A 12,614-nucleotide genomic window follows, 5' to 3' on the forward strand; every position below is an offset into this window, starting at 1 on the left:
CCGTTCAGCACTCCGGTGCCCGCTGCCGCCGCGCGCCGCTGTGCACGTGGCACAGCAACAGGCATACGTCGTCGTCGTGTTCGGAGTCGTGCAGCAGGGGGTGCAGGAGTCGGTCGGCCGACGCTTCCAGGTTCTCGTCGAGTTCGGTCGGGTGGAAGGCGCCCAGTTCCTCGGCGAGGCGGCGGATACCGGGGTCGATCCCGTGGGAGCGGCGTTCCACCAGGCCGTCGGTGTACATGGCCAGCGTGGATCCGGGCGGGAGCGGCACGGTGTGGTCGCTGATCTCCTGTTTCAGTGGGATGCCGAGCATGGCACCGGGTTTGGCGTCGAGGGTGTGGACCTGGCCGTCGGGGGTGCGCAGCACCGGTGGGGGGTGGCCGGCGGCGGCCCAGGTGAGCGTGGGGTCGTCGGGGTGGAAGCGGGCGATGACCGCGGTGGCGTAGAGGTCGAGGCGCAGGCGGTGCAGGAACAGGTGCAGTCGCGTCAGGAGTTGGCCGGGGCTGCTGCCGTCGACGGCGTAGGCGCGCAGGGCGGTGCGCAGTTGGCTCATCATGACCGCGGCGTGCAGGCCGTGCCCGGTGACGTCGCCGATGACGGTGATCAGGCTGCCGTCGGGCTGGCGGAAGGCGTCGTACCAGTCCCCGCCGATGTTCAGGCCCCGGGTGGCCGGGAGGTAGCGTGCGGCCAGGCTCAGGCCGGGTGTGGTGGGCAGTTCGGTGAGCAGGGCTCGTTGCAGGGTCTCGGCGATGTCCCGGTTGTGCTCGAAGCGTCGGGCGTTCTCCAGGGCGATGCTGGCCCGTCGGGTCAGTTCGATCAGCATGACGGCGTCGTCCGCGTCCCAGCGCTCCTCGGCCGACGACAGGGTGAGGACGCCCTGGGATGCCCGGCGGGTGACCAGGGGGATGCACAGCAGGGGTCTGCCGGGGTCGAGGGCCGAGGGGGGCTGGTCGTCGACGCCGGGCAGATTGCCGGGGTGGTCGGCGGCGTACTGCGGGCGGCCGCGGCGGGCGGCGAGGACAGCTGCGGCCGGATGCGGGCCGCCGCGCAGCGCGTCGTCCACGTCGTCGAACAGCCAGACGTCGACGGTGCGCGCGTAGCGCGGTACCAGCAGAGCGGGCAGCAGCCGCACGATGGCCTCGTGGTTGAGGGAGGCCGTCAGGGCGGCGCTGGCGTCGGCCAGGAAGGTCAGTCGGCCGCGGGCGTTCTCCGCCTCCCTGCGGGCCTGCTGCTCGGCGTCGAAGAGCTCGCGCTGGGCCCGGCCGGAGGCGTCCAGCTCGGCATGCAGCGCCAGTACGCCCTGGTTGGTCTGGTGGAGTTCCTCGCGGTGGAAGGCGACCAGCGCCTCCTGCTCGTCGAGCCGCTCCAGCAGCTGGGCCGCGTCCTCGTCGGCACCGAACAGGGCCTCGGCCAGCGTCGCAGGGTCGTCGGCGGCATGCTCGGCACCGGAGACGTCGGCGCCCTCGGCGCACGGGACCGACGCGCGCCACGCGGGCTGTCGGTCGTCCGGGCGGCGCTTCGCCGCAGCCACCTCGACGCTGAAGTCTCCCCCACCGGGCGACAGGGTCGCTGTCACGCCGACCCGCCACTCGCCTCCCTTGGTGAGGCACTGCCGTAGCTGTGCGGTGAGGGCGGCCACCAGACGGGTCCGCTCGACGGTGGTCACTTGGCACGCGGCGGCCAGCCGCGCCGTGGCGATGCGGGCCTGCGCGGCGTCGGTGATGGTGCGGACGTGCCAGGTGCGGGTCATGAGGAGGGGTCCGAGGGGCAGGGGCTCAGCACGACGACGGCGGTGTCGTCGCGCACCGGCCGGGCGGGGCTGCTGGCGTCCCGCACGATCGATGCGGCGATCACGGCGGGGTCGGGCGACGGGTCATGGGCGGCCGGGCCGGGGCTCCAGCGGCTCGGCAGACCGTCACTGTGCAGGACCAGGAGGCAGTCGTCCGTCCAGGTCTGCTGCTGTTGAGGCAGGTGCGTGGGGAGGTGGGCGCCGACTATGCCGGGGCGCGAGACGAGCCCCTGCCAGCTGTCGCCGCGCCGCAGCCGGGCCCCTACGTTGCCCACTCCGGCGAAGTGCAACTTCCCTGCGGTGACGTCGAGTTGGGCCACAGCAACGGCTGCTCCCCTGGTGTCACGCAGGGCGCCGTTCAGCCGCCGCAGCAGGTCCGCCGGCGGCAGGTGGGGCGCGCACCGCACCGTCTCCACCGCGGCGGAGGAGGCACGGGCCGCCAGGGGGCCGTGGCCGAGGCCGTCGGCCAGCATCAGTGTCACGCGGTCGCCCGTACGGACGCACGCCCAGGCGTCGCCGGAGAACTCCGCGCCGGCTAGGGGGATGTTGACGCCGCCGGCCCGCACCGGGAGCGGGACGGGACGCGGGCCGGTGGTGTCGCGGTTCGGGCGCGGAGCGATCCTGGCCATGACGACCGTGCCCCGCCCCGGTGTGCTGTGCAGGCCGAAGTCGTCGGCCGTGCGCAGGCAGGTGCCGAGGCCGGCGCCGAGGGAGGCGGTGGTCGAGTAGCCGTCGCGCAGCGCCGCGGCGGTGTCGGGCATGCCGGGCCCGTGGTCGACGGCCATGATCTGCACCATAGCGATCCTCTCGTCGCCGTATGCCGGAACGGGTGGGTCCACGAGGTCGAGGAGTATCCGTCCGCCGCCTGCGTGCTTGAGCAGATTGGTGGCGAGTTCGGTGGCCACGAGTTCGGCGGCGGCGATCCTGTGCTCGGCGAGCCCGGCCTGGCGGGCGGCGGACCCGGCCGCCACGCGGGCGTCGCGTACGCGGGTCGAGTCGTGCACCGGCACCTCCCAGACGCGCGGCATCAGTGCGCCTCGCGCGGGCGGGGCGGCCCGGAGATCCACGACGTCACGGCCACGGTCGTGCCGACGCCGCGGCGGCTGTCGATGGAGAACTCGTGGACCAGGCGCCGCGCGCCGCCCAGGCCCATCCCCAACCCCTCACCGGAGGTGTAGCCGTCGGACAGGGCCTGTTCCAGATCCGCGATGCCGGGGCCCTGGTCGCTGAAGACCAGACGCAGTCCCCGTATCCCGCCGGTGGTCACCGGCGCGCACTCCATCTGGCCCCCGCCGCCGTGCACGAGGGCGTTGCGGGCCAGCTCACTGGCCGCGGTGACGAGTTTGGTCTGCTCGACCAGACCGAACCCGAGGTGGGCGGTCATCTGCCGCACATGCTGCCGTACCCGCACCAGATCGAGGTCCGAGTGGATCGGCAGGCAGGCGGAGACGCTGCCGGTGCTGTGGGTCACGGGCGCTCCCGGTGTGGGCGCCCGGCGCGGGGCAGGACCGACCCCTCGTCCCCGAGCTGGCGCATGGCGTCCTCGGTGCTGAGGGCGGTGCGCAGTCCCGGCAGGGTCAGGCCGAGTTCCACCAGGGTGATGGCCACCGCGGGGCGCATCCCCGCCACCACGGTCTGGGCGGCCAGCAGCCGGGTCATGGCCGCGACATCGCTGAGCACGCGGCCCATGAAGGAGTCGACGATCTCGACACCGGAGAGGTCGATGACGACGCCGGTGACCGCGCTGTCGGAGGCGGTCTCGCCGATGTCCTGCCGGAGTTGCTCCGCCGTGCTGTCGTACAGGTCGCCCTGGAGGGTGACGAGGAGGACCCCGCCGAGCCTGAGGACGGGCACGTGTCCTTCGTAGGGGAAGGTGGACGCGGCCGTCACCGGGGCTCCACGGCCGAGGCGGGGTTCGGCACGATGTGGTCGCCCTGCTCCTGCAGGGCGTAGGCGAGGGCGTCCGCGAGACTGGCGCGGGTGAGCACCGAGCTCAGGTCGATGCCGAGGTGGACGATGGTCTGCGCGATGGCCGGCCGGATCCCGGAGACTATGCACTCCGCTCCCATCAGCCGCGCTGCCGCCACGGTCTTCATCAGATGCTGCGCCACCAGGGAGTCGACGGTGGGCACTCCGGTGATGTCCAGGATCGCGAAGCGGGCGTGCTGCTCGACGACGGCGTCCAGGAGGATCTCCATCACCACCTGGCTGCGGGCGCTGTCGAGCGTGCCGATCAGCGGCACGGCGACGATGCCCTCCCACAGCTTGATCACCGGCGTGGCGATCTCGAGCAGTTCGAGCCGCTGGCGGTTGATGAGGTCCTGCCCGGCGTTCATCGTCGTCTCCAGCATGACCAGGCGCAGGGTGCCCATCAGCACGGTCAGCGCCGTCGTGCACTCCCGCAGATGCTCGGCGGGCGCGTCGGAGAGCTCGTCGAGCAGGAGGTCGGTGACGGGCGGTCGCAGCGCGTCCATCTCCGCCGAGATCTGCGCGATGCCGGCGCCGGCGCGCGCCCGGGACTGTGCCGTACGGGCCAACTGCTCGCGGACGACGGCGAACCCGTCCGCCTCCGAATCCGCCACCCGTCCCGAGGCGGCCACTGCCGCCAGCGCCTCCACGACGGTCCGGGCGGCTTCCACCGCCTCGTCCCGGGAGACGGTGAACACGGTGCGCAGCAGCGCCGCGTCGGCCCAGCGCTGGGCGATCTGCTCCCGGCGCTCCCGCAGGAAGGCCCCGACCTCCTCCGCGGGGTTGCTCTGATGCTCTGCCGCTTGCTGCTCCGGCACGTGTTTCCCTCCTCATACGGTGTGCGCCGCCCCGGTCGTGCGGGGAGCGCCGGACGGTACGGTCAAGGTGTCCGACGCGGCCCGAACCGGTCGAGGAAGACCACGAGCGCGTCGTCGTCGGCCACGGGCGTGCCCGGTGACCGGACGGTTCTCTCGGGACGGCACGGGGGACGTCGGCCGCGCGCCGTTCGCCGGTGGACGCGATGGCGCGGGCCGACGGCTGCCTCGCCAACGCCGTTGGCGGTGTGCAGCATCAGGTGGTCGGCGGTCGCGGACCGGTCGAGGTTGCCTGCGAAGGTTGCACAGGCGGGCTCCGGTTGACGGCCGAGCGCGAAGGTGAGCCGGTCGGTGCGGCGGGCCTGGAGGTACGGATCGGTGTCGCGGTCGGCGAGGATCACCTCGTGCCCCAACGCCCCTGCCAGGTCAGTCAGTTCGGCCAGTTCGGCCCAGTACAGCTGGACGGTGGTCGCCGCGTAGTCGTTGCACAGTGCTTCGCGGACCGCGGCCACCAGCCGGTGCGGGGGCGCGGAGCGAGGCGCCCGCTCGGCTGCCACGAATCGGTTCACGATGTCGGATACGCCATTCTCGTCACGTCGACGGCGCCGGACCCGCGCTGTCGGGGAGGCCGTCCATCGGTCCTTGTCGTCCGTGTCTAGCGCTCTGTAGGTATGGCCCGAACCGGCCCGCTGACAGTGCCCGTGAACCCTGAAGGAGTGGAGGCGTGACTTCCTCCTACTCGGATCCCCGGCCGGACGAGGTGGCGCATGTGACCTTCGCTGCCGCCGAGTTGCTGAAGGTCTTGTGGGAGATCCATGAAGGCGACGAGGCCCACGGTGTCAGGAGCGCCTGAATCCCGCCGCCGACAGTGGAAGCCGTCGTTGCTGACCGGCACGTTCCACACCCCTCCCGCGCTTGACTCGCTCACTCTGTTGCCTCACGACGACGGTTGTCAAACGACAACTGTCGGCACTATGGGCGCGGTTCGCGATCGATGAACTGCCTTTCCAGGAACGGGACTTCACCCCTCGGTCGGGGCCTCGGGCTCGGGGCCCGTCGACCCGGAGTCCGCGGCGGCGAGCGCCTCCTCGGCGCTCCCCACGATCGGGACGGTGATGCTGACGCCGGTGAGATCCAGGATCCGCCGGACGGCGGGCGCCGGGGAGATGACGTACACACCGCCCGGAATCTCCCGCACCTCCTGATAGGCCCGCAGGATGATGTTCATGCCGGACGAGTCCATGAAGGGAACGTCGGCGATGTCGAGCAGGAAGTGGCGCCGACCGTGGTGGAGCTGGTTGGCGAGGTGATGCTGCAACTCGGTCGCGGTATCCATGTCCAGGTCACCCTCGACCGTGAGCAGCACGGCGTCCTCACGGGGCAGTTCCACCTTGATCGACAAGGGATTCTGGGCAACGGACACAAGTACCTCCCATAGGCGTTGACGATCGGGACGGGTGCCCCGACGGACGGATTTGATGCATCGTGGAGCGACACTCCTGTCGACCGTCCGTCGGCGCGTTCGGCCGCCTACCCCCGAATCTCCCCAGCACACTGCCCGAAGAGCGGTTTGGCGGCTGGTCGACCGGTCACGCGTAGAGAGAGAACTCCTCGCCTCTGTCAGGGAGCGAAAGGATGAGTGAGAAGTACCGGACCGGCGCCACCAGGACCCCGGCGGACGCGGGCCGTGTGTGCCACGGACCGCTGAGTCCGGCCGAGGCACGCGGAGCCGTGCGGCGGGTTCTGTCCGAACAGTCGCGTACTCGGGGCGCCGCGTGCGGGCCTGACACTCTCTCGGACGCGTTGCTGGTGGCATCGGAGCTGACGACCAACGCGATGCTGCACGGCGGCGGCGTCACCGGCTTCGACGTCGAGGTCGTCGGCCAGAACCTGTACCTGTCCGTCAGTGACCGGGAGCAGGGCCGGCCGGTCGCTGTGGACTCGGTCGACCGTCACGGTCGGCACCGCTGCGGAGGCCGCGGCTGGCCGATCGTGTGCCGGCTGTCCCGGACCGTGCAGGTGTCCGACCTTCCGGCCGGCGGCAAGCGCGTCACCGCGGTGATTGCCCTGCCGGTCCAAGGCGGGCACTCGGTCGGCGGAAGCTGACCCGGACGGGCCGAAGTGGGCCGACGGCCACTCGCACTCGGCCGCGGCCCACTTGGGCCGACGTCCACTCCAGACGCGGGCGAACCGGCCGGCGCCATTCACGCGTACGCGACGGCGATCCGGCCGGAACCGCTCAGGCGACCCCTGGGGGCTGGGGCTCAGGCCACCCCGGGCTCCAACAGCCCGGCGCGCAGCTGCTTGATGATGCGGCCGATGAGCCGCGACACATGCATCTGGGAGACGCCGATCCGGTCGGCGATCTGCGCCTGGGTGAGCTCCTCGACGAAACGAAGGTGAATGATTCGGCGCTCACGCTCGTCGAGTCCGGCGATCAGGGGTGCCAACGAGTGGAAGTCCTCGACCAGTTCCAGCGAAGGGTCCTCCTCACCGAGGAGGTCGGCCAGGACGGACTCACCGTTCTCGGCATCGGATGTGACGGCCGCGTCGAGGGAGGCGGACTGGTAGCCGTTGGCGGCCTTGCGGGCCTCGATCACCTCTTCCTCCGACAGCGACATCAGCTGCGCGAGCTCGCGGGTGGTCGGCGTGCGGCCCAGCCGGGAGCGGAGCTCCTCCGTCGCCCTGGCCAACTCGACGCGCGCCTCCTGCAGCCGGCGCGGCACATGGACCGCCCAGCTGGTGTCGCGGAAGAACCGCTTGATCTCGCCGACGATGTACGGGACGGCGAACGTCGTGAACTCGACCTCCCGGGCCACCTCGAAGCGGTCGATGGCCTTGATCAGCCCGATGGTCCCGACCTGGACGACGTCCTCCAGCGAGTCCCCACGGGCGCGGAAGCGCGACGCGGCGTACCGCACGAGCGACAGGTTGATCTCGATCAGCGTGTTGCGTACGTACTGGTGTTCATGCGTGCCCTCGTCCAGCATGACCAGTCGGTCGAAGAACTGACGCGACAACTCGCGTGCGTCCTGGGGCCTCACCCTCGTCGGATCCTCGATCAGCGGCAGCGCCGCCCCGTCCGTCGTGACCGTCTCCTGTGCCGTGGCCGTTGCCTGCGCCACCGTCACGGCTGCCATGCCGCCCTCCCGATCGCCGGAACCAGTTGTTCTTCCCCGCGTGCCCGGGCTCGCGCGGCTCACTCCCCCTCCGTCGCCGGAAACACGGTACGACGGCGAGTTCTGGCGTGAAGTCGCCCTTGGGCGCGGCCGATTCAGGACAGGTCGTCCGCGGAAGTCCCCGCCCGGTGCCCGTCTCTTTGTCGCCCTCATGCTTCCGCGGCCGTTTGCGTGCTCGGTCGTGGGGCATGCGGGATTTCGTGCTTCGGACCAGAGGCGCACCGGTGCTACAGGTGTGACCGATCCGGGCCTTCGTGCCCCGTGCCCTGCACACCGTTTCCCACGGAGATTCCCTGAGAACCCCGTTCAGGAGCTGTTCCTCATGCTGGTTGAGACGTCCGCACATGGTTCCGACCTCGCTGCCCGTCCCCGCGTGTCCGGTGGACGCGTCCACGACGACGCCCCCGACACCGCGGCCGACTTCGCCCGCCTGGCCGCTCTGCCGGAAGGGCCGGAACGAGACGCGGTACGCGACGAGCTGACCAAGGCGTGGCTGCCCATGGCCCACCGCATCGCCGGCCGATTCCGTAATCGCGGGGAGTCGCTGGAGGATCTGCGTCAGGTCGCGGCTCTCGGACTGGTGAAGGCGATAGACCGGTTCGAGCCCGGCCGAGGGGCCTTCGAGAGCTACGCCGTGCCCACCGTCACCGGAGAGATCAAGCGGCATTTCCGCGACCGGATGTGGGCCCTGCGGGTTCCCCGTCGCGTCCAGGAGCTGCGCAACAAGGTGCGGTTCGCGCGCCGCGACCTCGCCGAGACCGCCGGCGGCTCCACGCCCTCGGTCGCCGAGATCGCCGCCCACACGGGGCTCACCGAGGACGAGGTCAACGCGGGGCTGGAGGCCCTGGAGAGCTTCAGCACGCTGTCCCTCGACGCCGAGATGGCATCGAGCGACGACGGCTTCAGCCTCGCCGACACGATCGGCAGCTGCGACGAGGCGTACGACGTCGTCGTCGACCGGGAGGCGGCGAAGGAGGGGCTGCGGCGCCTGCCCGAGCGCGAGCGCGCCATCTTGTACATGCGGTTCTTCGAGGACATGACGCAAAGCCGCATCGCCGATCGCCTGGGCATCTCCCAGATGCATGTCTCCCGCATCATCAGCCGGTGCTGCGCGCGGGTGCGGGACGAGGCACTCGCTCCGGGGCCGGAGACGGGGCACAGCAGTGACGGCAGGAAGGAGGAAGCGATGTGAGCACGCAGAGAATCTGGTCGTACGCTCCCGGGAGCGGCCACCAGGAGGGGCGGACGCTCACCGGGTTCACGGTCGAGGCGACCGACGGGGTCGTCGGCCATGTGGACCGCCAGGCCGACGGCATTCCCCTGCGGCACTTGATCGTCGACACGGGCGCGTGGGTGTTCGGCAGGAGCCTGCTGATCCCCGCGGGCGCGGTCACCGGCGTCGACATGAAGACCCGGGTGGTCACGGTGGGGTGCACCCGGGCGCAGGCCAAGGCGGCTCCCCGGTTCGAGACCGACCGCGAGACCCTCGATCCCGAGTATCTGTCCGCCGTCGGTGCGTACTACGCAGCTCTGCCCCATGGTTCGGGCGCGAACGGGTAGCCGAGGCACATGGACGCAGACGGACGACGAGGGGCGGAGACGACAGCGTGCGAGGAGTGGTGAAGTGACACAAGCCGCAGTCCTCTTGGTGTGTGCCTGCGATGCTCGGGGAACGACGAGCGTTTTGCAGGCAGCGAACGAGCAACCGTGAAGCCGGCGGAGCGCCGTCCGGCCGGGGACCGCCGGACGGCGTGCGGCCGGTCGGTCCCGGTCACCAGCGCGGCGACGGCACGCAGCCATGTGCGGTCGGTGGTGGCTGAGCACTGGCGTGCCCCGTCCGGCCCGGCGAGTGAGAGAGCCGTCATGGACCTCCTGCTGGTCGTGTCGGAGCTGGTCACCAACGCCATCCGGCACGGCGGCGGCCTCGCGGGGTTCGAGGTGGCCCTGCTTCCCGAGGGGGTGAGGCTGAGCGTGCACGACTACAGCGACGCCGTCCCGTCCGCCGCCTACGGGCCCGGCACCTTGCCCCACACGCACGAGGGCAGCGGATACGGATGGCCGCTGATCATCCGCCTGTCCCGCGAGATCCTCATCGAGCACCGCCGGGAGGGCGGCAAGACGGTCGGCGTGCTGGTGCCGCTGACGACGTGAGAGCCGCTCGCGCGTCAGTCCGCCGGTCGGGCCGTGGGCGCTCACCAGGGCAGGAACGCGTGCACGTCCTTGCCGTCCGCCCGCACCACCACGCTGACCTGGTCGCACAGCGTGTGGATCAGGTACCAGCCGATACCGCCGCCGCCGCTCTTGCCGGGGTGGAAGGGCCGCGGCGCCGGTGGAGTGGTGCTGGTGTCACTCAGCGTCACGTGCACACCGTCGAACGCCCTGCGCAACGTCAGCCCGAACGGCCCCGGAGCGTACTGGATGGTGTTGGCGGCGAGCTCGCTGACCACCAGCAGGATGTCGTCCCGGTACTCGGGCGCCGCCGGCGGTGAGGCCCGCGCCAGCGTGGTCAGGAACTCCTCCGCGCACTGGCGGGCTCTCGTCACGTCACCGAATCCACCGTCAAAGCCGACCTCCCAGTCCTCGATCTCTTCGGAGGACGGTTTGCCGCCCCCACGCGATTCGGTCGCCATCACACCTTCTTCGGCACACCTTCTTCGGCCCGTCCGCCCTCGGCCGCGGTGATTCGTCGTACTGTTTCCACCCCGCTGGTTCCCAGCCAGAGCGCGGCTACGCGTCCGGAATTGGTCGCACCGGCGGGGCACCACGGACGAGGGGGGACGACAGAGCCTGCTGTGCCGACCGGATCGGGGGTCAGCCGGCGTACACCCTGCCTTGCTTCACCACGTAGTGCGTGGGCTCCGAGCAGCCGATGGAAGGCGTGATCAGCAGGCTCACGGTGAGCGGGGCGGGCTCCGTGCTCGCGGTGGAGAACTCGCAGACGGAACCCCGGCCCGTCAGCGGGTACCAGAACCACCCGTCGACGTCTCCCACGGTGACCCGGTCGGACTCCTTCCAGGCGCCACCGCTCTGTGTGTAGACCTGCAGCCGCACCGAGGCGGCGTTCTGGTCGTCGGTCGACCGCAGGGCGGTCAGGGTGACCTTGTAGTCGGCGCCGAGGACGGACGAAGCGATCTGCCGCGTCTGCGGTGCCGCGGTGCCCGCGTTGGACGCTCCGGCGCCCGCCGCACCGAGGACGGCCGCCGTCAGGAGGGTGACGGCTGCGGTCACGGCGCGACGACCGCGGTTGCGGATGCGGTTGCCGTGCTGATTGCGGACCAGGCTCATGTGTTCCCCCGTGGAACGAGATGTACTGGAAGGTCGGATTGGTTCGTACGGTGGTTGAGACCAGTCGCATGCCTGAAGGGTTGTACGGCGTCATCGGTGCATCCCGGGCGGAGCAACTCGAGCAGAACGTCGCGGCGTTGGAGAGCGTCGACTTCAGCGGCGCATTGGTATGGACCTGATACGTCGTCATGGCTAAGCTCTGCCCAACCCTGAATGAGAGCGCTCTCAGATTGCGGTTGTTCCACCCCACCTTGCTGGAACGACGAAGGGCAACTCCCTTGAGACGCATCAGACTCAAGTACGCCGGCCTCGCCGTACTGCTCGTCCTCGGCAGCTGGACCGCAGGCGGAACCACCTCGGCCGCGGCGACCGACTCCCCCACGGTGAGCGATACCGAACCCGCCTCTCCCGGACTGCTGCAGGCGATGCAGCGGGACCTCGGCCTGTCGGAGCAGCGGGCCAAGGCGCGGCTGGCGGCAGAGCGCACGGCCATGGACCTCACTCCGAAGGCACGCAAGGCAGCCGGATCCGCTTACGGCGGCTCGTGGTTCGACGCGGAGAGCGAGCGGCTCACCGTGGCCGTCACGCAGGACGCCGCGCCCGCGACCGTGCGGGAGGTCCGGGCCACCGGCGCGACCGTTCGCACCGTCGCGCACAGTGCCCGAGAGCTCGACGCGACCAAAGCGCGCATCGACCGCCTCCCCGCACCAGCGGGCGTGAGCAGTTGGCACGTCGACCCGGCGGCCAACGCGGTCGTCGTGAACGTCGTCCGCGACAGGCGGGCCGACAACGATGTCCGGCGATTCGTCTCCCGCGCCCTCGCGACGGGACCCGTCACGGTCGAGACGGTCTCCGCCGCCCCGCGCACCTTCGCGGCGGGAACGGTCGGCGGCGACCCCTACTACACGGGCAACGTCCGCTGCTCCATAGGTTTCTCGGTGCACGGCGGCTTCATCACCGCAGGGCACTGCGGTGGGCAGGGAGCCGGTGTCCGGGGCTGGGACGGCACCTACGTCGGAACGTTCCAAGGCTCCTCGTTCCCGGACAACGACTACGCCTGGGTGAGCGTCGGCAGCGGCTGGTGGACCGTGCCGGTGGTCCTCGGCTGGGGCACGGTACCGGACCGCCTGGTACGCGGCTCGGCCGAAGCACCCGTGGGCACCTCCATATGCCGGTCCGGCTCCACGACACACTGGCACTGCGGCACGGTGCTGGCCAAGAACGAGACGGTCAACTACAGCCAGGGCGCCGTCCACCAGATGACGAAGACCAGCGTCTGCGCCGAGCCCGGCGATTCCGGAGGCTCCTTCATCAGCGGTGACCAGGCACAAGGGGTCACCTCGGGTGGCTGGGGCAACTGCTCCGGCGGCGGGGAGACCTGGTTCCAGCCCGTCAACGAGATCCTCGGCCGCTACGGGTTGACTCTGCACACCGCCTGATTCACGGCGGGGAGGGGCGGTCCGGGCCGTGGCCGACCGGATCGCTCCTCCCCGGCCTTGGTGCCGGTCTTCAGGGTCCGCGCCCGGGAGTTCGGCCGTTCGGCGCGGGCGCCGTCGAGTGACCCGGTCCTGTGATGCACGA

The 12,614-nt window shown here is 70.9% G+C and carries 16 protein-coding genes; 6 read left to right on the forward strand and 10 right to left on the reverse strand.

What is annotated here, in order from left to right; genetic code table 11:
- Positions 1 to 4: 4 nt before the first annotated feature.
- From EHO50_RS38185 to EHO50_RS38210, 6 genes are all read right to left on the reverse strand, one after another.
- Entirely contained in the window at positions 5 to 1,747 is a 1,743-nt protein-coding gene (locus tag EHO50_RS38185) for a PP2C family protein-serine/threonine phosphatase (RefSeq protein ID WP_128436301.1), read from the reverse strand.
- Complete coding sequence (locus tag EHO50_RS38190; protein WP_128436305.1) at positions 1,744 to 2,814, reverse strand: ATP-binding SpoIIE family protein phosphatase; 1,071 nt, start codon at positions 2,812 to 2,814, stop codon at positions 1,744 to 1,746. The genes EHO50_RS38185 and EHO50_RS38190 overlap by 4 nt, the downstream gene beginning before the upstream one ends.
- The gene (locus EHO50_RS38195) at positions 2,814 to 3,257 is read right to left on the reverse strand and encodes an anti-sigma regulatory factor (protein WP_128436310.1); all 444 of its coding nucleotides are present in this window, start codon (positions 3,255 to 3,257) and stop codon (positions 2,814 to 2,816) included. The genes EHO50_RS38190 and EHO50_RS38195 overlap by 1 nt, the downstream gene beginning before the upstream one ends.
- The gene (locus EHO50_RS38200; protein ID WP_128436315.1) at positions 3,254 to 3,676 is read right to left on the reverse strand and encodes an STAS domain-containing protein; all 423 of its coding nucleotides are present in this window, start codon (positions 3,674 to 3,676) and stop codon (positions 3,254 to 3,256) included. Before EHO50_RS38200 ends, EHO50_RS38195 begins: the two co-directional genes overlap by 4 nt.
- Complete coding sequence (locus EHO50_RS38205; protein ID WP_128436319.1) at positions 3,673 to 4,572, reverse strand: STAS domain-containing protein; 900 nt, start codon at positions 4,570 to 4,572, stop codon at positions 3,673 to 3,675. Before EHO50_RS38205 ends, EHO50_RS38200 begins: the two co-directional genes overlap by 4 nt.
- A gap of 62 nt (positions 4,573 to 4,634) precedes the next feature.
- Entirely contained in the window at positions 4,635 to 5,138 is a 504-nt protein-coding gene (locus EHO50_RS38210; RefSeq protein ID WP_128436324.1) for an RNA-binding protein, read from the reverse strand.
- A gap of 155 nt (positions 5,139 to 5,293) precedes the next feature.
- On the opposite strand from EHO50_RS38210, the gene EHO50_RS45710 reads away from it, so the two are divergent.
- Positions 5,294 to 5,422, forward strand: coding sequence for a hypothetical protein (locus EHO50_RS45710; RefSeq protein ID WP_281288300.1), 129 nt, complete (start codon positions 5,294 to 5,296; stop codon positions 5,420 to 5,422).
- Between the two features lie 168 nt (positions 5,423 to 5,590).
- Here the strand turns inward: EHO50_RS45710 and EHO50_RS38220 are convergent, their stop codons facing one another.
- A complete protein-coding gene (locus tag EHO50_RS38220) occupies positions 5,591 to 5,992 on the reverse strand; it encodes an STAS domain-containing protein (protein ID WP_128436328.1) in 402 nt (133 codons plus the stop codon).
- 212 nt (positions 5,993 to 6,204) lie between these two features.
- Between EHO50_RS38220 and EHO50_RS38225 the strand changes: the two genes are divergently transcribed.
- Complete coding sequence (locus EHO50_RS38225) at positions 6,205 to 6,675, forward strand: ATP-binding protein (protein WP_128436333.1); 471 nt, start codon at positions 6,205 to 6,207, stop codon at positions 6,673 to 6,675.
- Positions 6,676 to 6,833: 158 nt separating this feature from the next.
- On the opposite strand, the gene EHO50_RS38230 is transcribed toward EHO50_RS38225, so the two are convergent.
- Positions 6,834 to 7,709, reverse strand: coding sequence for an RNA polymerase sigma factor SigF (locus tag EHO50_RS38230; RefSeq protein WP_246101798.1), 876 nt, complete (start codon positions 7,707 to 7,709; stop codon positions 6,834 to 6,836).
- A gap of 361 nt (positions 7,710 to 8,070) precedes the next feature.
- On the opposite strand from EHO50_RS38230, the gene EHO50_RS38235 reads away from it, so the two are divergent.
- The 3 genes from EHO50_RS38235 (at position 8,071) to EHO50_RS38245 (ending at position 9,899) form a co-directional block, all read left to right on the forward strand.
- Positions 8,071 to 8,940 carry a SigB/SigF/SigG family RNA polymerase sigma factor gene (locus EHO50_RS38235; protein ID WP_128436338.1) on the forward strand — a complete coding sequence of 290 codons (870 nt, stop codon included), beginning with the start codon at positions 8,071 to 8,073 and terminating at the stop codon, positions 8,938 to 8,940.
- Positions 8,937 to 9,308, forward strand: a complete 372-nt coding sequence (locus EHO50_RS38240) for a PRC-barrel domain containing protein (protein ID WP_128436344.1) — start codon at positions 8,937 to 8,939, stop codon at positions 9,306 to 9,308. Before EHO50_RS38235 ends, EHO50_RS38240 begins: the two co-directional genes overlap by 4 nt.
- A gap of 147 nt (positions 9,309 to 9,455) precedes the next feature.
- Positions 9,456 to 9,899 (forward strand): ATP-binding protein, encoded by a 444-nt coding sequence (locus EHO50_RS38245; RefSeq protein ID WP_128436348.1) that lies wholly within the window; start codon positions 9,456 to 9,458, stop codon positions 9,897 to 9,899.
- 41 nt (positions 9,900 to 9,940) lie between these two features.
- On the opposite strand, the gene EHO50_RS38250 is transcribed toward EHO50_RS38245, so the two are convergent.
- Together EHO50_RS38250 and EHO50_RS38255 are read right to left on the reverse strand one after the other, a co-directional pair.
- The gene (locus tag EHO50_RS38250) at positions 9,941 to 10,378 is read right to left on the reverse strand and encodes an ATP-binding protein (RefSeq protein WP_128436353.1); all 438 of its coding nucleotides are present in this window, start codon (positions 10,376 to 10,378) and stop codon (positions 9,941 to 9,943) included.
- Between the two features lie 181 nt (positions 10,379 to 10,559).
- Positions 10,560 to 11,033, reverse strand: a complete 474-nt coding sequence (locus EHO50_RS38255; RefSeq protein WP_246101799.1) for a hypothetical protein — start codon at positions 11,031 to 11,033, stop codon at positions 10,560 to 10,562.
- A 278-nt stretch (positions 11,034 to 11,311) separates the two neighbouring features.
- Here EHO50_RS38255 and EHO50_RS38260 point away from each other — a divergent pair, with 278 nt between their 5' ends.
- On the forward strand, positions 11,312 to 12,472 hold the full coding sequence (locus tag EHO50_RS38260) for a S1 family peptidase (RefSeq protein WP_128436358.1): 1,161 nt from the start codon (positions 11,312 to 11,314) through the stop codon (positions 12,470 to 12,472).
- Positions 12,473 to 12,614 lie beyond the last annotated feature (142 nt).

The sequence above is a fragment of the Streptomyces cyaneus genome (assembly GCF_004028635.1).
Classification (GTDB): Bacteria; Actinomycetota; Actinomycetes; order Streptomycetales; family Streptomycetaceae; genus Streptomyces; species Streptomyces cyaneus.

Excerpts from the sequence above, each read along its gene's own strand:
- EHO50_RS38185 (WP_128436301.1), bottom strand. The coding sequence starts at position 1,747 with ATGACCCGCACCTGGCACGTCCGCACCATCACCGACGCCGCGCAGGCC.
- EHO50_RS38190 (WP_128436305.1), bottom strand. The coding sequence starts at position 2,814 with ATGCCGCGCGTCTGGGAGGTGCCGGTGCACGACTCGACCCGCGTACGC.
- EHO50_RS38225 (WP_128436333.1), top strand. The coding sequence starts at position 6,205 with ATGAGTGAGAAGTACCGGACCGGCGCCACCAGGACCCCGGCGGACGCG.
- EHO50_RS38230 (WP_246101798.1), bottom strand. The coding sequence starts at position 7,709 with ATGGCAGCCGTGACGGTGGCGCAGGCAACGGCCACGGCACAGGAGACG.
- EHO50_RS38235 (WP_128436338.1), top strand. The coding sequence starts at position 8,071 with ATGCTGGTTGAGACGTCCGCACATGGTTCCGACCTCGCTGCCCGTCCC.
- EHO50_RS38250 (WP_128436353.1), bottom strand. The coding sequence starts at position 10,378 with ATGGCGACCGAATCGCGTGGGGGCGGCAAACCGTCCTCCGAAGAGATC.
- EHO50_RS38255 (WP_246101799.1), bottom strand. The coding sequence starts at position 11,033 with ATGAGCCTGGTCCGCAATCAGCACGGCAACCGCATCCGCAACCGCGGT.